A 24,807-nucleotide genomic window follows, 5' to 3' on the forward strand; every position below is an offset into this window, starting at 1 on the left:
GGTACAGCTGCGTATTTTACTCATTTTGTCTCAGAATCTTTCAAAATTAACGCTTTGCTATAAACCTGGCGAGTGATTGGTGGTAGAGTAACGGCATTTTTTATAACCGAGAAATTTGCTATGTCGAATGCTGTAGAGACGTCAGCTGATCAATCCAACCAAAAGCAAGGCGGCCTGTTTAACCGCTTTTTAGCAACGGTTGAGTTTCTGGGCAATATGCTGCCCCACCCCATCACTCTGTTTGCCATGTTCTGTGTCGCCATTGTCGTTTTCAGTGGCATTGCCGACTGGATGGGCCTCAGTGCCATAGACCCTCGCCCAGAAGGTGCAAAAGGTCGCGCGCCAGACGGTGTGATTGAGGTAGTAAGCCTGATGAGCGCAGAAGGTCTGCAGCGTATTGTCACCGGACTCGTTACTAACTTTACCGGCTTTGCGCCACTTGGAACCGTTCTGGTTGCACTGCTGGGTGTGAGTGTTGCCGAGCATTCAGGCATGCTATCTGCTGCCATGCGTGGCATGGTAATGGGCGCATCAAAACGCCTTGTTACCTTTATGGTTGTATTTGCTGCGATTCTATCAAATACCGCCTCAGAACTCGGTTATGTTGTTTTAATTCCATTGGCTGCGATGATATTCCATAGCCTGGGACGCCATCCTCTGGCTGGTCTGGCAGCAGCATTTGCAGGTGTTTCGGGTGGTTACAGTGCCAACTTATTGCTGGGTACGATAGACCCTTTGCTTGCCGGTATTACCACTCCAGCAGCTCAGATGATCGACCCTAGCTATCAAGTTGGGCCAGAAGCAAACTGGTATTTCATGATGATATCTGTATTCCTGATTGCCATCGTGGGTACCTGGGTAACAGAAGCAATTGTTGAACCTCGACTGGGTAAATATAACCCGGATGAAGCCAGTATCGATCTGTCAAGCAACAATATTGAACACCTCACTGACAAAGAAAAGTCAGGTCTAAAGTGGGCAGGTGTCGCCTTACTGGTTGTTTCTGCTCTGCTAGCATTAACCATAGTGCCAGAAAATGGCATTCTGCGTCACCCGGAAACAGGCGCCGTAGCCGGCTCTCCTTTCCTTAAGGGCATAGTCGTATTTATCTTTGTGACATTCGCCATTCCCGGTTTTGTCTATGGGCGAGTTGTTGGCACTATGCGCAACGATCGTGACGTCATTGACGCCATGAGTAAAAGCATGAGCTCAATGGGCATGTATATAGTGCTTGTCTTCTTTGCCGCTCAGTTTGTTGCCTTCTTTAAATGGACAAACTTGGGAACTATTCTGGCTATCAATGGCGCAGCTATGTTGCAGGCACTGAACCTGACTGGACCAGAAGTCTTCGTTTTGTTTATCTTAATGTGTGCAGTTGTTAACCTGAGCCTTGGTTCTTCATCGGCTCAGTGGGCAGTAACAGCGCCGATTTTTGTGCCAATGCTGATGTTGGTTGGCTACGCACCTGAAACGATTCAGGCCGCTTACCGGATTGGTGACTCAGTAACTAATTTGATCACCCCTATGATGAGTTATTTCGGCCTGATCCTGGCCGTCGCCACCAAGTATAAAAAGGATATGGGAATAGGTACACTGGTCGCAACCATGCTGCCTTACAGTATGTGTTTCTTTATCGGCTGGGTAGCGCTTTTCTATATCTGGGTGTTTGGGTTTGGCTTACCTGTCGGGCCTAATTCACCGATTTATTATCAACCCTAACTAAATGATGCCAGCGCTTGCTGGCATTTTTTTTGGCGAATATGCAAGGTTCTATTTGTTTAATAGTCGATGCTGTCCTACAGTCCTATAGGAATCGCCGAAAAGGAGTTTACAACCTACGACATAAACTATTTAAGGCTAACCATGTATACACTGTTTTACTATCCACGCAATGCGAGTTTAGCACCCCACTTTGTTCTAGAAGCCCTCCAGATCCCTTACCAGCTTGAACTTGTCGACAGAAAAAAAAATGTCCAAAGATCGGCACAGTATTTACGGCTCAACCCCACAGGAAGGATCCCTACTCTGGTAGACGACGAGTTTGTTCTGTTCGAGAGTGCTGCAATATGCCTCTATTTATGTGAAAAACACCCCGAAGGGAACCTAATACCTTCTGAGTCACAGCACAGAGCTGAGTTTTATCAATGGCTGATGTACCTTACAACAACAGTTCAGGCAGAGTTGATGATCTATTTCTATCCGGAGCGGCATACACAAAGTGCACTCATGTATGATGACATTATCCGTACTCAGCAATCACGGGTGCAGGAGATGCTCACTTTGCTAGACAGGCATCTTGCAGATAAGACCTATATGGTCGCAGAACAATTCACGGTTTGTGACTGCTATTTATTTATGTTATGCATCTGGGCTGACGAACTTGCCAAACCTCCACTGCAATTCGAGCATCTGGGACGCTACTTAGCTGGTATCTCAAGACACCCAGCTATTGAAGCGGTATGTAAAAAAGAAGGGACTGAATTAGGGATGTACCGCTGATCGCTGAGGTCTGGCCCGCCGGACCAGACCTCAAGCTTTTAGTTATTTCTGTAATTTTAGCTGAGCACCTTTTAATCTCTGACGCACATTGCTAATTTTAGCGCGATTTTTAGCACGAGCTTCACCACTGGCCTGGTTGCTTGGGCGATTCGTGCGCGCTTTTCGGCGCTGATGTGACGGTTTCCTGGCAAGATTTTCAATCAGGTTCTCGCGGCTGGCAACTTCATAGCCTGGTAAGTAATACCGTTTGATTTTTTGCCCGATTAAGGTTTCGATGTGGATCAAAGTCTGCTCTTCCTCTCGTGCCACGAAAGAAATTGCCTGACCCGAATTACCAGCGCGACCAGTACGGCCTATACGGTGTACATAGTCTTCTGCAAGATACGGCAGGTCGTAGTTAATAACCCGTGGCAAACCATCAATATCGATACCACGAGCCGCTACCTCAGTTGCAACGAGCACTCTGACTTTACCCTCTTTAAATTCGCGCAATGCACGACGACGAGCTCCCTGACTCTTGTCACCGTGACATACAGTAGCACTGATACCATCCAATTCGAGCTCTTTGACCAGTTGATCCGCATCGTCTTTCATATTGACGAAAACCAGCACTTGCAACCAGTTTTTCTTGCCAATTAGCTCTGAAAGTAACTCTTGCTTACGTTTTTGTTCAACCGGATAAACAACGTGTCTTACAGTTTCAGCAGTTGTATTCTCTTTGGCTGCCTGAACGAGTTTTGGCTCTCTAAGCACTTGCTTTGCGAATTGTTTTACGGCTGTAGGGAATGTCGCAGAGAACAACAACAACTGTCTGTCCTCGCTCACCATGTTAATGACCTTCTGCATATCGGCGATAAAACCCATATCCAGCATACGGTCAGCTTCATCCAGCACCAAGTATTTAACTTGTGCAAGACTGACAGCACCTAAGCGAATTAAGTCAAGTAAACGGCCCGGTGTCGCAACCAGGATATCCACCCCCTGAGACAAGCGCTGTGTTTGGCCATCAACGTTCACACCACCAAAGACAGCCTGAACGGTTAAAGGGGTATATTGACAAAATGCGTCGCAGTTAGTGGCAATTTGCTCTGCCAACTCACGAGTCGGAGCCAGGATCAACGCTCTTGGCGATTCTAGTGACTCTCCCTCCAACAGACGGTGGATCACAGGCAGTGCAAACGCTGCGGTTTTACCCGTTCCGGTTTGCGCCGTTGCCAGGACATCGTGTCCACGCCTTACCACTGGAATAGCAGCTTGCTGTATCGGCGTCAGGGTATGGAAATTTAATTCATCAAGCGCCTGTAGTAAGGCATCGGGAAAACTGAAAGACTTAAAATTCATAGCAAAAAACCTGCGACCAATAATGAAGGGCCGCAGATTATACGCTATTTACGGGTTCAGTGTCACCAATAGTAAGCGGTTAATATAATTTAACATCTTCAGAGTTGATGACTGTAGCTGCACCACCGACCACAGCTTCGTGACTCAGACTGTTGATAAGCTCTGCGCCGAGCTTCTGTTGCGCCTCGTTCAATGGCACATAAGGCAAGCGAAATACAGGTAATGCCGCGCCGGTCATTGCTAGCGCTGTGTTAATCGCTATAGGGTTTGGTTCGCAGAACAACCAATTCATCAATGGCTGCAACTGAGCATTCAACTCATCATTCTTATTGTCCATCAGTGTTCGGAACAACTGCGGTACAAGATTTGAGGTAACCGAAATCACCCCATGTGATTGATGTAAATGGCGGCTGTCATGAGCCTGATCATCGTTTCCAGACCAGCAAGCAATGCCCTTCTCTTCGTAATGGGCGATCCGCTCATGTCCCGCACACTCTTTCATACCAACAAAATTAGCGTGTTGAGCAAGCGGCTCTATAATATCGGGTGTCAGGTCCTGACCTGTACGCCCTGGCACGTTGTAGATAAATGCAGGCCCAATCTCAAGCAAACGCGAAAAGTGCTCATTCAACCCTGCCTCTGACGTACGTCCATAATAAGGGTTGATCTGCAGTGCAGCATCCATTCCGGATGCGAAACCATATTCCGTTGCTTTGACCGCTTCACGGGTGTTGTTGCTACCGGTATTGCCGACAATCACCAGTCTGTCTGAAAATTTATTCACACTATGGGCGATGAGCATCAGGTGCTCTTCCCAGTTCATCAACTGGCCTTCACCTGTGGTACCACCCACAATGATCCCATCAACGCCCGCCGCTATCTGAGCGTCGACAAGCCTGTCGAAGCCGGCAAGGTCGATGTTACCATGCAAATCATAAGGTGTTTTGATAGCAGTAATTAAACTGGCTTGTTTTATGGTGTTTATGTTGCGCATACGGATATCGTTCAGTTCTTTGTTGGCGCTAAGTTTTAACATAAATAAATGTCAGATCCGAGGGGCAAGTGGAAATTTTGTAAAACAACTTGCCTAAACAGGTTGATTCCGACACAATACAAACACTGTACATATAACCAGTATTTATTTTATGCGTCTGTCCCAACATCTTAATACACACTTTTTCAGTGCCGAAGAGCTATGCAGCACGCTCAGAATCACGCAGGATCAGCTGCTCAATTGGCAGGAGCTGTGTATTTTTCCTAATGCCAGTTACAGTCTGGAAAACCAGATAAAATGCAGTTCCTATCTTGGGCTTTATGAATGTGTTGAGCACACAGAGTTTTATCCACGAGGAGCGGAACAATGGGGTCAGCAATTACTTAAACATCAGGTAGAGCAATCATCGCATGCCTATGAATTGTTCCAGCAAAAGTACACTCAGACATTGAGCAAATGTGCTCAACAAGGCTTGATCAGCCACGATTGTCGATTTAACGAAGACTTACCGGAACATATTCAGCAAAGCTGGCAGCAATACTTGTGCAGCAAGTACGGTGTTATCAGCCAAAACGGGCTCGTAGAAGAGGTCGTATACATTGACCTGGGCCGTGCGCTAGTCGACGCTTTAACTGAGGAGCGCACAGCCAGCCATATCCCAGCAGAGCACAGAGCTGAGTTGCTTAGCGCGCTTAAACTCTTAAACCGGGCACTTAGTCACCATATGGAACACGAAAAGCCCATGTCTATCCGTTATAAATACATTGAGTGCCTGGTAGCAAAATACGACCTCTCAATACGCTAACGAGTGTGGTCTTTGAACACCCGCAACTTTCGAATGATTAATGGGCCTGCTCATAGTGGGCCCGAAAAATTTCGAACGCCTTTAAAACGGTCAGTTGATCTGGGCATAACGCATCGTACCAGGCGTCAAACTGGCTATCATCATCTTGCTCGCTCAAAGCCAGGTACTGTGCCAATAGCTCAATGATATCGCCATGGGTGCAGCTCAGGTTATCCAGTTGCTTTAATTGCTCTGAATGGTCTTTATTTTGTAATTCAGCAATCACGCTGTTATCCAATTGTTGTGTTTTGTCCATCATGACGAATTCCTGTTTCTCAATCCATAGCTAGTTATATCAGCCTAGTTCGTAAGATCCAGTGCTTTGTATGCCGTTCGGTCAATCTATCAACAATTTGTTATAAAAAGTAACCTCAGTTCGACTAAATTGCGCATAACGTGCAAATTGCGCGCTGGCTCAGGACACAAAAAAGGCGAGTCAGTTAACACCGACTCGCCTTAAATTCATCTTCAGTTAGATTACTTGCGTCTTCTGCGTAGCATTGCTAATGGTAAACTTAGTAGTGATAACCAAGCGAATGAACCTGAATCGCCATCATCATCATCATCGTCATCACCACGCAGATCTCTGATTGTGACATGCACTTCAGCATGGTTAGACAAGTTACCATAGGTATCTTCAGCCTGAACGCCAAAGTAGACCTCTTCCTGGAACTCAAAATCCAACTCTTTCGCAACGATTACATTACCTTCTGCGTCAACACTAAATAAGCTGTCACCGTAAACGTGGAACTTCCCGACCGGAGATACCTCTGCATCTGGGTCGCTGAATACCAATTGACCGACAACAGTACCGATTGGTGTATTCTCAGCTACTTCGAAGCTCTGATTCGGCTCAATTGTAGGAGATGCATCATAAATATTAACTGAGAAGCTTGCAGATAATTCATGCTCACCATCTGTTGCATGCAGTGTAACATCACCGCTGAATACGCTGCTCGCAATACCACTCAACACACCGTCTGAAAATCTCAGGCCCGGGATCTGAGGCTCCATTGACAGGGTAACTTCTTCACTGTCCAAATCGGTAACTTTGTCATTAAAGTCAACTTCAACAGCCTGACCCAGCATCACTTCAAGGTTTTCAAGTTCTCCGATCACGGGCATGTCATTCACGCCTTCAACGGTAAGCTCAACTGTTACCTCTTGAGTTGACTCAGCTTTTTCAGTAGTACCTGTGAACTTGAAGGAATCTTCTCCGGTAAAATCAGCATCAGGCTTGTAGGTTACCATGTCAAACTTATCCGGCGCGATAACAGCGCCAACAGCCAGCAGCTCTTCTCCCAGCATCAAATCACCTGACTCTGGTAGCGATGCTATTTCGACCGAAACAAAAGCGTTCATGAATCTGTCTGCGAACGCAGACGCAACATTCACTGAAGAGTCTTCGTCCAGTGTAAACTCATAATGCTCATCGGTAGCTGAAGCCACTTTATACGCACTGCGACCATGAGTAAACGCGAAGACCTCGTTGCCGTGGAATGTTACTTTAGCGACGTTGGTATTTGCCAGGCCTGAACCATCAGCAAACCAGTTTTCACCACCATCTATTGAAACAAACACACCTAAGTCGGTGCCAATAATAATGCGTTGCGCATTATTAGGGTCAACCGCGACAGATGTTGCAGGCACATTTGGAATGTCTTTATCAATAGCTTTCCAGCTCTTACCACCGTCAATGGTTTTCCATACATGTGGCTGATCAAAAGTCGACACAGTTGCGTAAGCAATTTTGTCATCTGTTGGGTCAAATGCTATTGCACTAATAGTTGCGCGAACATCTTCATCACCGATTTTGAAGCTATTCCAAGGTGTTGATGCATCTGCTTCACCCGCATTATAATTAATATAGATGTAACCTTCTCGGGTCCCTGCCGCAACTATGTTTTCGTCTTGCGGCGCAATGCCGATAGCATAAACGGAGCTGTCTAATACCGGGCTACCTGCCATCCAGTTTTCAGCTTGGTCTGTCGTACGCCACAGCTGGCTTCCGCCTATCCATAATACCTGAGGATTGGATGGTGCCATTTCGAATCGAGTAATGAACGGGAAGCCATTATCGCCGCTGATGCCGTTCGTGGCATCCGCGAAAGTTTGACCGCCATCTAGCGACTTTTGAATTGACAGGCCTGTAAACTCAGAGAACAGAATATTTGGGTTGGTTGGGTCAACAGCAGTCCAACCACCATCACCACCGGAAATTTCACGCCAATCGTTAAATCCGCCGTCTTCACCAAGCAAAGTACCATTATCCTGTGTACCACCAAAATAAGCCGTACCATCAGGCATAACTGTACCATGGTAGAATTGCGTTACTGCATACCCATTATTAAGTGTTTGCCAATTCACTTTTCCTTTAGGATCGTTGGACGCACCACAGACTTGTTGAAGATCTAAGCGCTCATCAAGCGCGTTGTCCGTTCTTTGGATACCACCATCGTTACCAACGAACATGGTCGTGTTGTTCACACCATCATATGCAGGGTGGAAAACAATGGTATGTTGGTCTGCATGAGCATACAGCTCATGATCCATATCAAACCACCAGATACTGGTCGGTACGAAGGTCTTACCGCCGTCATCTGAACGGAATGTATCAATACCACCCGTCCACACAACGTCAGGGTTTACTGGGTCAACGGCAATAATGCTGTCATACCAGCCCTGATTAAAGAATTGAGGCTCAGGTCCATACCCACACTGAGGGAATAACCCGTACACAGTGTTACTAAGTAGTAATCGGCTAAAATCATCCGCCGTGTCTCGAGTGACAGTCGCGGTCCAGGTAGCCCCCATGTCTTCTGACTTATAAACCGCTTCCATACCGTGGTCATCGATATTCGCCAGCAGCGCATACATGATGTTGCTGTCAGACGGTGCTACTGCAATCGTCGAGCGGCCTTGGGTTTCAAGTTCCAGTACTGCCGCCCAGGTATCACCACCATCGGCGCTTCGGTGCATACCACCTGTATCAAAAGAACCGCAAGCGGTGACCAGTACATCATGATCGCCACCATCAACTACGGCCAGATCAGTACAACCAACAGCCGCCTCCTCTTTTACGAATACAGTTTCCCAACTGGTGCCATTGTCTTTTGAGCGCTGAACCCCCCCGCGGGTGGCCGCATAAAGTGTCGACGGGTCGTTCTTACCAAATACGATTTTATTCGTGTAGTGGAATAGCTCATTACCAGCAGTCGCTTCCAGTTGCGTCCAGGTCACCCCGCCATCTGTTGACTTAAAGATCCCATCACCGCGTAACGCATCTGCATTAAAAAAGCCTTCACCCGTACCTGCGTAGATAGTATTAGGGTCGTTTGGAGCAAAAGTCAGGGTTGTTACTGCCAGGTTTGTTGCTAGATCACTCAATGGATGCCAAGATTTGCCCGCATCAGTTGTTTTCCAGACACCACCAGCAACACCAGCGGTATACATAATATCGTGTTCAGTTGGATGAATAATTAAAGCTCTGGTACGGCCACCTATGTTACCTGGGCCAAGCTCTTCCCATTGACCGAGTTCACGATGTACCCCATCTGGAGAGTTAAGCTGCGGCACATAATCAAAAACAATCTTATTATCAGCCAGTGAGTAGCGGCGCATATTCTTTATGTGAGCCAGAGCCTGTGAGTACTTTTCAGTCGGTATTGTCTCTACGCCTTTGGGTAGACGCTGCGAAATATAAAACTCTTGTGCTTCTTTCGGCTTGTCATAACGTTTCGGTGAATTGGCTTTTTTCTCAGCTTTTGCCGCCAGATAATCAGCCTTTTGCTCATACGGCGTATGTTGCGTATGTTGATAAGTCAAATAACTGGCACCGCCCAGCGCTATTGCTACAGCCAGGCTAACAGGATGTAAGAGTTTCATATTTTTCCCTTCAGTTTATTTATCGTTTTAATTAAATATCAGCAAACCGAAACATCAGTTTACTTTTGAAGCGTTCACACCAAAAAACATCAATAAAGTTAAGCACAAATACAGAAAGTTACAAACAATGTCATTTCACCGCATTTGCTTTAACCTTATTAGCAATTAAAGGTACATTAGAAATGTCACAATAACAGAATTTCATCAAATATGAATGAGTTCTTAACGAGTAAGAACAACAAATTTAGGGTTTGCAGTACATGATCCAGTGTTTACTATTATCCACTATCGCGGCGCAAGGCAGCGCTATCGAGACAATTGAGGTAATTGGCGGAAAAAATTTACTTGCCTCAGAGTCATTTACAAACGTTAACATTGCACATATTGGCAAGGAAGATTTGCATGGTGCTAACAACACTATTGCAGATTGGATAATACAGGTCCCAGGTGTTGCGCTCACTGGTCAGGGGGGCTTATATCAGAGTTATAGTATACGAGGCCTCAGCCGCTGGCGTGTCAGGACAGAAGTGAACGGCATTGTTTTACTCACAGACAGACGTGCTGGCAACTCAGCCTCATTTATTGACCCCGGTTTACTGCAACTTGCCAGTGTCCAAAAAGGCCCTGCCGCTATGCTCTATGGTTCAGAAGCAATAGGAGGCGTTATTTCCATGAATTCAGTTCAGGGGGAGCAAGATACACTAGAGCTGGGCTATGAAGACACAGGAAATGGTCGTCGTTTCCTTGCTGTTACAGGCGAAGAGCACTACAACCTGGCGTTTGCATACAGGAAGAAAGAAACAAGCTACGCGCCAAACGGCGATGAGTTAAACAATGGATTTGAGCAATTTTCCTCTAGTTTACGCTATCAACACACGCTCACCAATGGCATCGAACTGAACATGTCATGGCTCCCCTCCATCAGTAAAGACGTTGGAAAAAATAGTGTCACTTTTCCTGACAGCCAGATAGCGGTTTACCCAGAAGACATGCACAGTCTCGCACAGCTGTCTTTGAACTCTGAGCAGTGGTTTGTCAATGTGTTTCATCATTATCAGAATTGGGATAGTGACGTCACACGTGTTGGTAAACGACACAACTTAACCCAATACCAATCCCACACTTTAGGAACTAATCTGTATCACGAATACGACTGGCAGGGCCTTCCTTTGCGCGCAGGCTTGGACTGGACTGCAAGGCGTGGTGTATCCGTCACAGATCAAGAATTAAACCTGAAAGTCGCCAGCGACCCAGCGAGCAGTACTTTGCTCGATGGCACACAGGACAACATCGCGGCCTTTATTAACGGTATATGGGAAGACGAGGGTTGGAGAGTCGATTTTGGCGCGCGCTTTGATCATTTCCGTGCGAGTAATTTTGGCATCAACAAATCTGACAATCATATCAGCCACAGCCTTGGGGTCACCAAACAATGGCAATCTCATAGCCTGTCCTTAAACTATGCCAGTGCGTTCCGATTCCCTGCACTTACAGAGCTATACTTCAATGGCGTTACACCAAGAGGAAACACGCTGGGTAATGTGGAACTGGAGCCAGAGACAAGCCAGGGACTTGAACTGACTTACCACCTTGTAAAAGACAATATAGATACCACAGTTAACTTGTTTCATACCCAGCTGGATAACTATATCGAAAGAGTTAAACTGGAGTCTGGGGACAGGACCTATCAAAATCTGGACCAAGCAACAATTTCAGGTGCAGAGGTTGCCACTAATATAGAAATCAGTAAGGCGCTGTCTTACACGTTTGGGTACACGCATCAGCAAGGAAAAAGCAAGTCGGGTGATTACCTTGCTGACATTTCACCCAGCAAACTGAGCCTGTCTGGTCGATATGCCGGGCAATCCTTTGAGTTTGCACCCGCTATTCATTATCAATTGGCAAAACAAAACGTTGGCTCTGGTGAAGCAGTATTGGAGCGTAGTCTTGTTGCAGACCTGAATATGAGTTGGTATGTCGATGAAAGCTGGACACTCAGAGCGGGTGTGTTGAACCTATTCAACCGACTACATCGCACCACAGCAGACGAAGATGCCCCCTACCATACCGAGCGCACCATAAAGCTTGATATTAGCTGGCAAATTTAGCGAAGTTACCCTGGGGCTCACCACTTACAGACCCCCAGGGCAACAAAGAAGTTTTAGAAGTTACTTACCAAACAGCAGCTCCCAAAAACCCGGTGGCTCATGTAATTTGTGATAGTGCTTGCGCAATACATCGACTTCTTTTAATAAACCCTTTGCCTGTTGAATTTGCTCTTGAGCCAATAAATTCTTAGCTTGCTCTATTACGCTTGTGACTTTCTCAAGGCCCTGTATAGACTCAGCTTTAACATCCGCTTTAAAACTATGTTGTTTACTGTCCTTTAATAAAGACAGCATAGTATCCAGATGTCTATTAATCTCGTACGCTTCTGTGGCCTCCATAGCTTGCTTGTATGCGTGCCCCATATTTTTCATAGTCTGATTTAAATCCTGGCTCTGTGATGAAATAGCTGACTGGACAAAAAACAGCGAAAAAAGAATAATTACCAAGCGTCTCATTTTCCCCCCTTATTTAAGAATGGGCTAGTATATAAGTAAAAACGTGGCAAACAAACTAACGTCTTCATATTGAGAGGTGCAATGAAACGATTACTTATCCAGGTCGTCACACTGTTTTTTGTTGCATCAACCAGTTACGCCCAACCAATCACAGTCACCTTTATCAATCCAGGCCATAAACAAAATAACCCTACAGGTGCATTTTGGCACAATGTGTCTAAGGTCATGGACGCCGCAGCTGAAGACCTTGATATCCAGCTCACGACGCTATACGCAGAAAGAAATCATATCGTCATGAAGAAGCTTGCTCAACAAGCACTTGTTTCCAATTCAGATTATTTGGTATTGGTTGACGAAAAAGGGGTGATTACCGACGCATTGCTCACAGCAGCAGGCGAACATAAACGGGTCACCTTCCTACTCAATAGCCCCGACAAACTTGCGCTGAAGCGTCTTGCAGCTAAAGGGGTTGGCGTAATAGGGTCCGTCACACCGGATAACTACCAGGCAGGCAGAATGCTTGCAAAACTACTCCATCAGTCCTTACCTGATGAATTACAAAAAACAGGCGAGCGCAATACAATGCTAGCGCTGCTCGGAGATGTCGCTACCAATGCAGCAATTGAACGTGAACAAGGTTTGCTTGCCTATACAAACAGAAACTATGGCGTCAATCTGGTTGATCGGGTAGATGCACAATGGTCAGAAAAAAATGCATACGAATTGGCGACGGGACTGCTGCAACGATTTCCGGATACAAAGCTGATCTGGTGCGCTAATGATGCCATTGCTCGGGGCGCTGCACAGGCAGCGACTGAACTTAATATAAGAGACCAAGTACATATTGGTGGTATTAACTGGGATGAAGGACACGAAAAGGCTATTGATGTATCACTGGGCGGTCACGTTCTGTTAGGCGGCTATTTGTTAACAGAGATTAGAAAATTCCATGATCGCAAGATTAGTGCAATCGGAGAACAAAAAATTGCTATTTTTCGACCCTACTCTGAAAATTTTAGACCATTGTACGACGCACTCCACGGCAGTGGTTTGCGTCACATAGACTTCAAGCAATTTACGACTGGCGGCCAAAGTTACAATATTAAGACACTGAATCAGCAAATAAAATTTTAATTTTTTTATTCTTTATATAAAAAATATATTACCACACAAGTTGCATATGCAACAAATTTCTATCCACAGATCCGGCCTCAAGAGTATAAAATTTCCCCACGGAAATATTCCTATTTTTTTCATTATTGACAGCGCTAGCATTCCCTGTTTTAGTTATAAGAGTTAACAACATGTAATAAAGGTAAAATCATGAAAACCAAAGTTCTAACAGGCGTAAAATACTCACTGCTGGCCTTAGGTGTCACTGCGGCACTTGGCACAGCGCAGGCTGCTGAAACACAGCGTGTCATCGTTACAGTCAAAGACTCAGCTGTTGCCAATACACTTCCCATGCGTGTATCAGGTGCAGAACTGTCTCAGTTTAAAGCACAAGGTCTGGCCAACATTGCCTCACAGGCCAATATTGAAGCGATAGAGACTTTGCCAAGTGTCAATGCTGTTGTTATGGAATTAACTCCAGAGCAATTGGCAGATCTGGAAGCAAGCGGAAACATCGCATCTGTAGAGGTGGATCCTAAGCGCTTTTTGCCTGAAGTGAGCAGCCAATCTGTCGTTCCTTACGCAGAGTCAGTCCCTTATGGCATCACCATGGTTCAGGCAAATCAGGTTAGTGACAGCAGTGCCGGAAACAAAAAAGTCTGTATCATGGATACTGGTTATACTCGTGGCCACCCTGACCTGCCAAACACAGGTGTAACTGGCAACGACGGCCATGGCTCTTATGACACCGGCAACTGGTACCAGGATGGCAATGGCCACGGTACACACGTTGCAGGTACGATTGCAGCCCTGGGTGGCAATGGTCAGGGTGTCGTCGGTGTGAATCCGTCGGGCCAACTTGGTTTACATATTGTCAAGGTCTTCAATGACCAAGGTCGCTGGGCTTACGGTTCTGACCTAATCAAGGCGATTGAGCAATGTGAAGCGGCTGGCGCAAACGTAACCAGCATGAGCTTAGGAGGCAGCGGCAGCTCAACAGCAGAACGCAATGCTTTCGCCCAAAGTGCACAGCGTGGCATGCTACACATCGCTGCAGCAGGCAACGGCTCCAATAGCTCATTCAGCTACCCGGCTTCTTATGACGCAGTTGTCTCTGTTGCTGCTGTAGACAGCTCTGAAAGAGTTGCCTCGTTTTCACAGTACAATAGCCAAGTAGAAATTGCTGGCCCGGGTGTAAATGTTAATTCAACCTGGAATAACAATGGCTATAAGAGCATCAGTGGTACATCAATGGCAACACCTCACGTCTCGGGTGTAGCAGCGCTGGTATGGAGCAACTTCCCTAGCTGTAGTGCTGATCAGATCCGCTCAGCGTTGAATGCAACAGCGAAGGACAAAGGTGCTGCTGGACGCGATAACTATTATGGTCACGGTATCGTACAGGCAAAAGCTGCTTATGATTATCTGACAAATGGTAACTGTAGTGGTCCTGGCCTTATCGCTGACTTCTCAGCAACACCAAACGGCCTGAGTGTACAGTTCAGCAACAAATCGAGCGCGGGCTCTTATAGCTGGAGCTTTGGTGATGGTAACTCTAGCTCTCAAACCAGCCCCAACCACACTTACGCGCAGGCCGGTACTTATAACGTTACTCTGACAGTGACTGGTACAAATAACAAAACTGCGACTAAGAGTCTGAGCGTTACTGTCACCGATGGTGGCAATGGTGGAGGCTGCAGTGGTGTTGAAGCTTGGAATTCAGGCACCTACTACAACACAGGCGATAAAGTGTCTTACAAAGGCTTTGAGTATCAGGCTACCTGGTGGTCACTGGGCGCTCGTCCTGACATCTTCAGCAATGTATGGCGCAAAGGCGCACAATGTAAGTAATTAAAACAAAGGCAGCGCTCAAGGATGAGGTTGTCGCTCCGGAGCAGGCACTTAGCTTGCTCCTTTAATATAAGGAAAAGGTCCCTGCCAGGATAACAAAAATGCTGAACCACTGGTGTCGCTTTAACGTTTCTTTGTAGAAATAAACACCAAGGATTGCTGCACTGATAATGCCGATTGCACGTTTAATTGCTTCCATAACCCCGGGCTGCAATTGTTGTAAAGCGATGAGCTGACCTAACACAGCAAATGAAAACACGAATGCCGCACACCCCCACTGCCATTTGAATTTAAAAATTGATTTAACGGGTAACTCAGGTCTAAAAATAATACTGTTTATCAGTACCACAGACAAAGTCAGAAAAATCAGATGAAAACTGACACTGCCAAACTCAAGTGCCTGTTTATCAAACACAATGCACATTCCCCAGCACAAAGCAGTGACGAGCATGTACCCAGTGCCCTGCTCTGTCATTGACAACCTGCCACCTTGCAATATGAAAGATGCCAACGTAATAGCCCCCAAGGCCAAGACCTCAGATTCACCCAACGGCTCACTTAACCAGACCCAGGCAAAAGCCCCTGACACCACAGGTGTAATAGACAATAAGGGAAGCATAACGGCAATTTTACCCACTGCTAAGCCGCGAATAAAGCACACACTTCCCAGTGCAGCGAGCAAACCGCTAACGGATCCTGGTATAAAGTACGCGACGGCAGGCAAAGGAGCTTCTAACCAGGCCCAGTAAATCAAGTAGCCTGGCAACACCAGCAAGCTAAACATAACAGACATTAACGGAGCACTAAATTGCTGCGCCAATTGCTTACGCAAAAAATCAAAACACGCCCAGCACAGAGCACTAAACAAGGCTATCAGCATTACTCTTCTCTAAGTTGTGCAAGACAAAGCTCAGTCTGGAGGAGCATATAAGATGTCAGTTTTTCATGATCAGGTTTCCAGCCGAGTAAAAACCGATGAAAATCAGCCCATACAAATGTCCATAGTTTACGCCAGCTTTTTTCCAGATCATTAAACAGCTCTAAAGGCCAACTCGGAGCTAATGCCTCTGATAGATGTTCAAAGTACAGATTAAGATAATGCTCAGCATGTAACTCTAAATCACGTCCACAATATAAACTGGTTAGTAACAACATTACATCAGCAACCCCAATACCCTGACCAATATGCTGGAAATCGTAGCCCAACGCCTGGTTTCGAGAAAAAGCGAAATTTGCCAATTTAGCATCGCCATGAATTAAGGTTTGATATGGGCAGTCCCGCAACCTTTGGTCAATCTGATTCGCACTACTTTTTAGTAAACCCGGCATCATGCGTTCATATTCGTCTGGACGTGTACCCAAATGCCAATAGTTTCCACGCCCATATACCTTTGGCGCGCAAGAACTGACAAGCCCAATTGCGTGAAAACGCGCAAGCCATGCCACCATTTGAGTAACGTGCGTTGGTTCTGCTTTGCTAACGTTGCGATAACCCTGAGTTTCAAAGTCAGTGAACACAAAGACAAAAGCCTCATCGCGATTTGCAAAGGCTTTTGCCTCTGGCAATGCACATTCAATAGCATAACTGTGCGCTGTATCTCGATAAAACATCAGTTCCTTTTCGTAGGAACGATGTTTACGATTCAGTGAATGTTCGCTTTGGGTAATATGTCTATGATCGAGCTGTGCTGGCACAGAAGCCACTTTTGCAACAAGCATGTCTCCTTGATAAGAGAACTTATAAATATGACCACATCCACTCCACAGCGCCTTGCTGTGCTGTGAATCTGGCAACATGGTCATGACATGCGATACAAGTGTTGAAACTGACATAACAATCCCTGAGTTTTAAGTTTATGTTGACGATAGCATACTGAAGCTGTGTGTATCACACAGTGTAACACGTCAGAAAATACTTTAAGGATAGCGATGGCACTCACGTACGAAAAAGCCCCGTGTCAACGGGGCTTTTTAGAGTATTGTTATTATACTGCCTATTGATTCACAGCAGATTTGACAGTGCCTGACCCTGCCTGTTCGTCCAGCAGGTTAAGATCAAAGTCAAACTCATCAACACGAATTGCTTTTTCACGTTTGCGGTTGTAGTCGATCAACTGTGCGTACTCGGTCTCAGTAATGACCTTAGCAATCAGCGCATTATCCAGAGTTTCGTAGAAGCGTACGCCCGCTTTGATCTCGCGCTTTTTCAACGCTTTCTTCACTTTGCTCAGTAGATCCAGACATGCAATTTTGGCTTTGTATGCCTGCTCGTTGATGTCATGACCATCGCCGGCTTGTGGTTTAACCAGGTGAGTCAACTGGGCTTTAAACGCAGTGTCCAACTGTGCCGCTGTAGCCAGCTCACGCACCATGTCATCGTTGATCTGCGGCATTGAGTGGCTAAACTGCATTGTTAATACTCGCATAAACTTACGTGTACCTGGTGCCGGGAAGTTATCTAGGAACTTATGTAGTGCCTGCTCAGCTTCAACCAGTGCATAGCGTGTTGCATAGTGGAAGTAAGGCGCAGCCGCTTCACGGTCTGTAACAGCCACTTTTTGCTCGTAGTACTTAATAGAGGCCATCGCGGCGTACAGGTAACTCATTACGTCGCCCAAACGTGCGGACAACATTTCTGCTTGTTTTAACTTTCCACCCAAAACAAGCAATGAAAAATCTGCAAACACAGCCAATTTCGCTGACAAACGCTGTGCGGCTTTTTCGTATTGCTGTACCTCTGGCAAACTTGATTTACTACCCGCAGTGAAAGGCAGTAGACCCAACTTGAATGCACGGAAACTATTAGCAACGCTGTAACCAACCGTTTTGCGTAAAATCTTGTTAAAGGTTTTATCGGCGTCAGCTTCTTCGCTGTGAATTGCTTCAACCATTGACTGCAAGTATGGGTGACAGCGCATTACACCCTGGCCAAATATCATCAGGTTGCGGGTAAGGATATTCGCACCTTCTACCGTAATTGCAATTGGTTGAGCCACATATCCACTGGCAAGTGTATTTTGTGGACCATTCTGAATGGCTTTACCCGCCAGGATATCCATTGCAGAATCCAGCACATCTCGACCAGTTTCGGTCATGTGATACTTCGCTATCGCCGTTACGACTGAGGGTTTAAGACCCATGCCCAAACCTTCTGTGGTCAGCACACGCATGGCTTCTTGCAAATAGGTTTTGCCCGCGATGTCAGCCAGCTTTTCCTGGATGCCTTCGAACTGGCCGATTGCCAATCCGAACTGTTCACGGACAGCCGCGTACTCAGACGCTGACTTAAGCGCTACCTGACTGGTGGACACGCCCAGTGCAGGCAGTGAAATGCCACGACCCGCACCGAGACAGCTAACCAGCATCTGCCAGCCACGGCCGATATTATTCTGGCCTCCAATGATGAATTCCATCGGAATGAACACTTTCTCACCACGCGTCGTACCATTATAGAAACGAATGCCCATTGGGTCATGGCGATTCCCAAGCTCAACACCCGGGTGCGATTTAGGGATAAGCGCACAAGTAATGCCCAGAGACTCTTTGCCCCCTAACAAACCTTGCGGATCAAAAACTTTGAAAGCCAGACCCAGTACTGTGGCGATCGGTGCCAGAGTGATATAGCGCTTGTCCCAGGTGACTTCCAGGCCTAGGACCTCTTCGCCATTATATTCGCCTTTAGTTACGATCCCTTGATCTGGAATACCCCCTGCATCTGAGCCTGCTTCAGGGCTGGTTAACGCGAAACAAGGGATATCTGTTCCGTTAGCTAAACGTGGCAAGTAGTGTGCCTGTTGCTCTTTGGTGCCATAATGCATTAACAGCTCACCGGGACCCAATGAATTAGGTACCATTACAGTCACAGCCACTGCAGATGACTTGGTAGCAATCGTGCCAACTATGGTTGAATTTGCATAAGGGCTAAACTCTCTGCCGCCATACTCTTTAGGGATAATAAGAGAGAAAAAGCGCTCTTTTTTCAAGAATTCGAGAATGTGATCAGGCAAGTGTTTTTCGTTCTGGATCACAGAATCATCGATCATCGCCATCAATTCTTGTACTGGGCCGTCCAGGAACGCTTGTTCTTCGCTGTTTAATTTGGCTTCTGGTACCGCACGCAATGCGTCAAAGTCTGGTTTGCCGCGATAGATTGAGCCTTCGAGCCAGACATCTCCCGCATCAAGCGCTTCTTGCTCGGTAACTGAAATGCTAGGCAATATTTTTCTTAGTTGTGTTCTTAAACTCATAATAAACTCATCCGACCAGATTGATATAGTTACATTACGGCACAAAATTCCGTTTAGATCAATTACTCTACGCTACTTTTTAACGGGTTTTTTACTGAAAGGTCTGAGTTGTTTAAAAAATTTCTAAATAATTAATAGCTTACAGGTGTTCGCTGAATTGATTTTTTTGAGTGATTTTCATACTAAAAAAGTGTCGAAGAGAAAACTTTCGCTGCCCGCCGTTGCACGGGCACGGATTGGATAAACAACAGAAGCGCTAAAAATCAGCAACCTGAGCTGAACACAGTGCTTTAATCGTATCAGGATTGAGCGCTAACTCCAGACCTCGTCGACCACCGCTAACATAGATGACCTCATAATCAAGTGCGGAACTGTGCAGCATCACGGGTAAGCGTTTTTTGTGTGCAAACGGGCTGATCCCGCCTAATTGATAACCCGTTGCATTTTCTGCCTGCTGCTGCGTTGCAAGCTGCGCCTTTTTACCCTTGCAGCCCTTAGCAAAAGCTTTTAAATCAACCAGTTGTGTAGAGGGCGTAACGGCAACAACGAGTCGGCCATCAACACTGATAACCAGAGTTTTAAACACTTGTTGCGGTGCCAAAGCCAACGCCTCTGTCGCCTCCTGAGCAAAATCTGTGATGCCCGGGTCGTGGTCAAATTTAAGTATGTTGAAGTCTGCTTTGTGCTTATTGAGTAGTTGGATAGCGGGTGTCATGCCTTATCGTCCTGTACCTGGCTGTCTTAAAAAATTCAATGGGGTGTCATAGAGAATAACCCCAATTTAGGGTAGACAAAACGTCAAACTAGACTAAAGTCTAATTACCTCTACACGCACAGTATTATTGCGCCGGGGAGTCGTTATGAGCAAGCACCTTGTTCGTATCGCAGCCGTTTGTGCGGTTAGCTACGTGGCATTATCTTTTTTGACTAATGAGTATTACTTTTGGGAAAGCAGTGTGGCCTGTACGTCCAAGTGCAAACGATTGGGCTGTACCGATGGACTTCTTTTAACAGGGCACAGTCGAACGGTGCTGGCATGTAAATGCACTGGAGATATGGATTATCTCATGCTTTTAAACTGAGAGAAAACGGCGCAATTAAGCGCCGTTTGTTTTTCGAGCGTTTGACACTGTAAACGAAAAAGATCGTTTTACTTGGTCAGATCATCAAAGAATTTCTTTACGCCATCAAAGAAACCCTGCGCTTTTGGACGGTTTTTGCCTGCGTCGCTGCCCATGCTCTCTTCCAGCTCTTTCAGTAGCTCTTTCTGTCTGTCGTTCAGATTAACCGGTGTTTCGATTACGACTTTACAGATCAAGTCACCAACAGCACCGCTGCGCACAGATTTCACGCCTTTACCGCGCATCCTGAACATTTTGCCAGTCTGGCTCTCAGAAGGCACTTTTAGATTCGCGCGACCATCCAGTGTCGGTACTTCAATTTCCCCGCCTAATGCGGCTGTGGTGTAGCTGATAGGCACTTCGCAGTACAGGTTATTACCATCACGGACAAAAATCGGGTGCTCTCTCACGCTCACCTGAACATACAGGTCACCAGCTGGTGCACCGTGCATACCCGCTTCGCCCTCTCCTGACAATCTGATACGGTCACCTGTATCAACACCAGCAGGTATTTTAACAGACAGGGTTTTGGTCTTCTCAACGCGACCCTGACCATGGCAACTATCACAGGGGTCAGAAATAACCTGGCCACTACCCTGACAGGTAGGACAGGTTTGTTGCACCGCAAAGAACCCCTGACGCATTTGCACCTGGCCTGCACCGTGACAGGTAGAACAGGTCTTAGGCTTAGATCCAGACTTTGCACCGCTGCCATCACAGGGCTTACAGGATACCCAGGTTGGAACCTGGATCTCGACTTCTTTGCCTCGTACCGCATCTTCCAGGCTCAGATCCAGGCTGTAGCGCAAGTCTGCTCCGCGCTGTTGGCGTGACTGACGTCTACCGCCTCCAAAAATATCACCGAATACGTCCCCGAAAATGTCACCAAAATCAGCACCGCCGCCAAATCCACCATGGCCTGCACCACCGTTTTGTTCAAAGGCAGCATGGCCGTATTGATCATACATCTGGCGTTTTTGACTATCAGTTAAGACTTCATAGGCTTCTTTTACTTCCTTAAACTTTGCTTCCAGCTCAGCATCGCCCGCCGTTCTGTCTGGGTGATACTTCATTGCAAGGCGTTTATAGGCCTTTTTAATCTCACGTTCACCGGCGTCTTTTGATACCCCAAGAACGTCGTAATAGTCTTGTTTTGACATAGTTCTCACACATCTTACTGAGCGATCAGCCACTATGATGATCGCCTGGCGAATAGGTGTTTAATTGTGCCACAGATGAGGCTTACTGCCTCTGTTCGTCCACTTATCCGCTCTAATTTAAATACGTCAGAGCCTGCTTACCTTTGCCATTCGCTAGAACTTGAAGGATAAACAGGCCCTGTATAGCACTCCAGGCTAGGCCTGCGTGCGCTTACAAGTCAACAATTACTTGTCGTCTTTTACTTCTTCAAACTCAGCATCTACTACATCGTCGTCAGCTTTGTTTGCTTGCTGTGCACCTGCGTCACCGCCAGCTTGTTGTTGCGCTTGAGCCTTAGCCTGAGCAATTTCCATTAGCTTCTGAGATTTTTCTGCAAGTGCCTGGGTCTTAGCATCAATTTCTTCTTTGCTTTCGCCTTTAATCGCTGTTTCCAGCTCAGACAGTGCCGCTTCGATTGCTGTTTTGTCGTCAGCAGGCAGGTCGTCGCCGGCTTCTTCAATCTGCTTGCGAGTTGCGTGAACCAAAGCATCAGCCTGGTTACGAGCGCCTACCAGCTCTTCGAACTTTTTATCTTCCTCAGCATTCGCTTCAGCATCACGAACCATGTTTTCAATTTCATCGTCGCTCAGACCTGAAGATGCCTGAATCGTGATCTTCTGTTCTTTACCTGTGTCTTTGTCTTTCGCAGATACATGTAAGATACCATCCGCATCAACGTCAAACGTTACTTCGATTTGCGGTACACCGCGCTGTGCAGGACGAATACCTTCCAGGTTGAATTGGCCAAGAGACTTATTGTCGCTTGAACGTTTACGCTCACCTTGCAGTACATGGATAGTTACCGCCGACTGATTGTCTTCTGCTGTTGAGAAAGTTTGCGACTTCTTGGTAGGGATAGTCGTGTTTTTCTCAATCAGCGCAGTCATCACTTGACCCATAGTCTCAATACCCAGAGACAGAGGACAAACGTCTAGCAGTAGTACGTCTTTTACGTCACCAGCCAGCACACCACCTTGAACCGCAGCACCTACTGCTACCGCTTCATCAGGGTTAACGTCTTTACGTGGCTCTTTACCAAAGAACTCAGCAACTTTCTTCTGTACCAGAGGCATACGTGTTTGACCACCGACCAGGATGATGTCATTTACGTCGCTTACAGACAGATCTGCATCAGCCAGTGCACGCTTTAGCGGCTCGATAGACTGTGCAACCAGGTCTTCAACCAGAGACTCAAGTTTTGCACGCGTCAACTTCACGTTCATGTGCTTAGGACCGGTTGCGTCAGCAGTAACATAAGGCAGGTTCACCTCAGTTTGCTGTGCAGATGAAAGCTCGATTTTCGCTTTTTCAGCTGCTTCTTTCACACGCTGCATTGCCAGCGGATCGGTCTTCAGGTCAATGCCCTGATCTTTCTTGAATTCAGCAACCAGGTAGTTGATTACGCGGTTATCGAAATCTTCACCACCTAAGTGCGTGTCACCGTTAGTCGCAAGTACTTCGAATGTGTGCTCACCTTCAACTTCATCAATCTCGATGATTGAGATATCGAATGTACCACCACCTAAGTCATATACTGCAACAACGTTGTCGCCTTGTTTTTTGTCCATACCGTAGGCAAGTGCCGCAGCTGTTGGTTCGTTGATGATACGTTTTACATCAAGACCAGCAATACGACCGGCATCTTTTGTCGCCTGACGCTGTGAATCGTTGAAGTAAGCAGGAACAGTGATTACTGCTTCTGTAACTTCTTCGCCCAGGAAATCCTCGGCAGTCTTTTTCATTTTCTTCAGGACTTCAGCAGAAATCTGAGGTGCTGCACGCTTTTCGCCACGTACTTCAACCCAGGCATCGCCATTGTCTGCTTTAACAATCTTAAATGGCATGATGCCGATGTCGCGCTGTACTTCTTCGTCTTCAAAACGACGACCGATCAAACGCTTGATTGCGTACAGTGTGTTCTGAGGGTTAGTCACAGCCTGACGTTTTGCCGGTTGACCTACTAGCGTTTCGCCCTCTTCGGTAAATGCAATAACCGATGGCGTTGTACGATCCCCTTCAGCGTTTTCGATAACGCGTGTCTTATCACCATCAAGTACCGCTACACAAGAGTTAGTAGTACCTAAATCGATTCCAATAATTTTACCCATGTGAATCTTCTCCGACTTCAAAAATTCGTTGTTCTGTTAGATGACTTGATAAATAGGGGCGGCAATTTGTAATTCAAGCGTCACAACAAAAAAAAAGTGATTTTTTTTGAAATTTTTTCGTCATGGCGTTTTTTTCATCAAAAATTGGCTAAATTTGACATTTCCGCCCTGGTATGACCAGATAAAATATCAAAAACTAACTTAAAATAACTGTTATGACATTTGACGAACTCATTTCTTTACCCGCATTAAAAAATGCACAGGCCCGGCTTTCATTACCTGCTAGCTGGAGTCAGGGAAGAACCGTATTTGGCGGCCTCTCTGCTGCGCTAATGTTACAAAGCATGCTGCATCAACTAGGCGACCAAAACAGACGCCTGCTTTCTTTTAGCTGTAATTTCGTAGGCCCGCTTTTAAGCGAACAACCATTCGAGCTTAACACCCTCCTGTTGCGCTCAGGAAAGAGCGCCAGCCAGATGCAAACAACCATCACACAAAATAATCAGGTTTGCCTTGTCGCTCTTGCCAGTTTTGGTAAACCCCGCACTTCGTCGATCACGGTTCCTGCGGATGATGCCTTTTCATTAAGCGAGATTAACCCTAAACAAACGTTGCCTTATATAGAGGGTGTCATGCCCGCCTTTATCCAGCATATCGATCTTAACCTGCAACAAGGTGCATTACCATTCAGTGGTGCGGACTCTAGTGATATCGGTGGCTGGATGAAGTTTAAATCCCCTGCAGAGCCCCATCTTTCGGTTTTGCATTTACTGGCACTGGCTGACGCCTGGCCTCCCACATTGCTGCAACTGTGCAAGGGCCCAACACCAGCGAGCAGTATGTCCTGGTATATTGAGTTTCTTAATGATATTGAGCTACCAGGCTCAGAGTGGTTTGCCATGGAAGCTGTCACACACCAGGCTGAGCATGGTTACGCAATAGAGGATGCCAAGCTATTTTCGCAAGATGGTACGCTGCTAGCTTTAAGTAGACAAACCGTAGCAGTATTTGACAGTTGATAAAAACTACTAAGTCACTCA

Annotated in this window: 18 protein-coding genes; 7 read left to right on the top strand and 11 right to left on the bottom strand. The window is 46.4% G+C overall.

The window, feature by feature from the left end; genetic code table 11:
- Positions 1–120 precede the first annotated feature (120 nt).
- Both CWB98_RS02305 and CWB98_RS02310 read left to right on the top strand, forming a co-directional pair.
- A complete protein-coding gene (locus tag CWB98_RS02305; protein WP_138543361.1) occupies positions 121–1,719 on the top strand; it encodes an AbgT family transporter in 1,599 nt (532 codons plus the stop codon).
- A gap of 144 nt (positions 1,720–1,863) precedes the next feature.
- On the top strand, positions 1,864–2,499 hold the full coding sequence (locus tag CWB98_RS02310; RefSeq protein WP_138543362.1) for a glutathione S-transferase family protein: 636 nt from the start codon (positions 1,864–1,866) through the stop codon (positions 2,497–2,499).
- Positions 2,500–2,541: 42 nt separating this feature from the next.
- Here the strand turns inward: CWB98_RS02310 and CWB98_RS02315 are convergent, their stop codons facing one another.
- Both CWB98_RS02315 and dapA read right to left on the bottom strand, forming a co-directional pair.
- Complete coding sequence (locus tag CWB98_RS02315; protein WP_138543363.1) at positions 2,542–3,840, bottom strand: DEAD/DEAH box helicase; 1,299 nt, start codon at positions 3,838–3,840, stop codon at positions 2,542–2,544.
- 79 nt (positions 3,841–3,919) lie between these two features.
- A complete protein-coding gene (gene dapA / locus CWB98_RS02320; RefSeq protein ID WP_138543623.1) occupies positions 3,920–4,834 on the bottom strand; it encodes a 4-hydroxy-tetrahydrodipicolinate synthase in 915 nt (304 codons plus the stop codon).
- A gap of 151 nt (positions 4,835–4,985) precedes the next feature.
- Here dapA and CWB98_RS02325 point away from each other — a divergent pair, with 151 nt between their 5' ends.
- The gene (locus CWB98_RS02325) at positions 4,986–5,639 is read left to right on the top strand and encodes a DUF6058 family natural product biosynthesis protein (RefSeq protein WP_138543364.1); all 654 of its coding nucleotides are present in this window, start codon (positions 4,986–4,988) and stop codon (positions 5,637–5,639) included.
- A 37-nt stretch (positions 5,640–5,676) separates the two neighbouring features.
- Here CWB98_RS02325 and CWB98_RS02330 read toward each other — a convergent pair whose 3' ends face one another.
- Together CWB98_RS02330 and CWB98_RS02335 are read right to left on the bottom strand one after the other, a co-directional pair.
- Entirely contained in the window at positions 5,677–5,934 is a 258-nt protein-coding gene (locus CWB98_RS02330) for a hypothetical protein (RefSeq protein WP_138543624.1), read from the bottom strand.
- Positions 5,935–6,155: 221 nt separating this feature from the next.
- Positions 6,156–9,563: a rhombosortase-dependent cadherin domain-containing protein gene (locus tag CWB98_RS02335; RefSeq protein WP_138543625.1), complete on the bottom strand. Its 3,408-nt coding sequence runs from the start codon at positions 9,561–9,563 to the stop codon at positions 6,156–6,158.
- Between the two features lie 260 nt (positions 9,564–9,823).
- Between CWB98_RS02335 and CWB98_RS02340 the strand changes: the two genes are divergently transcribed.
- Positions 9,824–11,671: a TonB-dependent receptor gene (locus CWB98_RS02340; protein ID WP_138543365.1), complete on the top strand. Its 1,848-nt coding sequence runs from the start codon at positions 9,824–9,826 to the stop codon at positions 11,669–11,671.
- A gap of 60 nt (positions 11,672–11,731) precedes the next feature.
- Here CWB98_RS02340 and CWB98_RS02345 read toward each other — a convergent pair whose 3' ends face one another.
- A complete protein-coding gene (locus CWB98_RS02345; RefSeq protein ID WP_138543366.1) occupies positions 11,732–12,127 on the bottom strand; it encodes a cytochrome b562 in 396 nt (131 codons plus the stop codon).
- An 81-nt stretch (positions 12,128–12,208) separates the two neighbouring features.
- Here CWB98_RS02345 and CWB98_RS02350 point away from each other — a divergent pair, with 81 nt between their 5' ends.
- Positions 12,209–13,261: an ABC transporter substrate-binding protein gene (locus tag CWB98_RS02350; RefSeq protein ID WP_138543367.1), complete on the top strand. Its 1,053-nt coding sequence runs from the start codon at positions 12,209–12,211 to the stop codon at positions 13,259–13,261.
- Positions 13,262–13,450: 189 nt separating this feature from the next.
- A complete protein-coding gene (locus CWB98_RS02355; RefSeq protein ID WP_138543368.1) occupies positions 13,451–15,091 on the top strand; it encodes a S8 family serine peptidase in 1,641 nt (546 codons plus the stop codon).
- Positions 15,092–15,155: 64 nt separating this feature from the next.
- On the opposite strand, the gene CWB98_RS02360 is transcribed toward CWB98_RS02355, so the two are convergent.
- The 6 genes from CWB98_RS02360 to dnaK form a co-directional block, all read right to left on the bottom strand.
- Positions 15,156–15,971, bottom strand: a complete 816-nt coding sequence (locus CWB98_RS02360) for a DMT family transporter (RefSeq protein ID WP_138543369.1) — start codon at positions 15,969–15,971, stop codon at positions 15,156–15,158.
- On the bottom strand, positions 15,971–16,924 hold the full coding sequence (locus tag CWB98_RS02365) for a phosphotransferase (protein ID WP_138543370.1): 954 nt from the start codon (positions 16,922–16,924) through the stop codon (positions 15,971–15,973). The genes CWB98_RS02360 and CWB98_RS02365 overlap by 1 nt, the downstream gene beginning before the upstream one ends.
- 161 nt (positions 16,925–17,085) lie before the next feature.
- On the bottom strand, positions 17,086–19,338 hold the full coding sequence (locus CWB98_RS02370) for an acyl-CoA dehydrogenase (RefSeq protein ID WP_138543371.1): 2,253 nt from the start codon (positions 19,336–19,338) through the stop codon (positions 17,086–17,088).
- A gap of 256 nt (positions 19,339–19,594) precedes the next feature.
- Positions 19,595–20,053, bottom strand: a complete 459-nt coding sequence (locus CWB98_RS02375) for an aminoacyl-tRNA deacylase (protein WP_138543372.1) — start codon at positions 20,051–20,053, stop codon at positions 19,595–19,597.
- 435 nt (positions 20,054–20,488) lie between these two features.
- Positions 20,489–21,619, bottom strand: coding sequence for a molecular chaperone DnaJ (gene dnaJ / locus CWB98_RS02380; protein WP_046004268.1), 1,131 nt, complete (start codon positions 21,617–21,619; stop codon positions 20,489–20,491).
- 225 nt (positions 21,620–21,844) lie between these two features.
- Positions 21,845–23,767 (bottom strand): molecular chaperone DnaK, encoded by a 1,923-nt coding sequence (gene dnaK / locus CWB98_RS02385; protein ID WP_138543373.1) that lies wholly within the window; start codon positions 23,765–23,767, stop codon positions 21,845–21,847.
- 215 nt (positions 23,768–23,982) lie between these two features.
- Between dnaK and CWB98_RS02390 the strand changes: the two genes are divergently transcribed.
- The gene (locus CWB98_RS02390; RefSeq protein ID WP_138543374.1) at positions 23,983–24,786 is read left to right on the top strand and encodes an acyl-CoA thioesterase; all 804 of its coding nucleotides are present in this window, start codon (positions 23,983–23,985) and stop codon (positions 24,784–24,786) included.
- Positions 24,787–24,807: the final 21 nt, after the last annotated feature.

The organism is Pseudoalteromonas rubra (assembly GCF_005887115.1).
Lineage (GTDB): Bacteria > Pseudomonadota > Gammaproteobacteria > Enterobacterales > Alteromonadaceae > Pseudoalteromonas > Pseudoalteromonas rubra_F.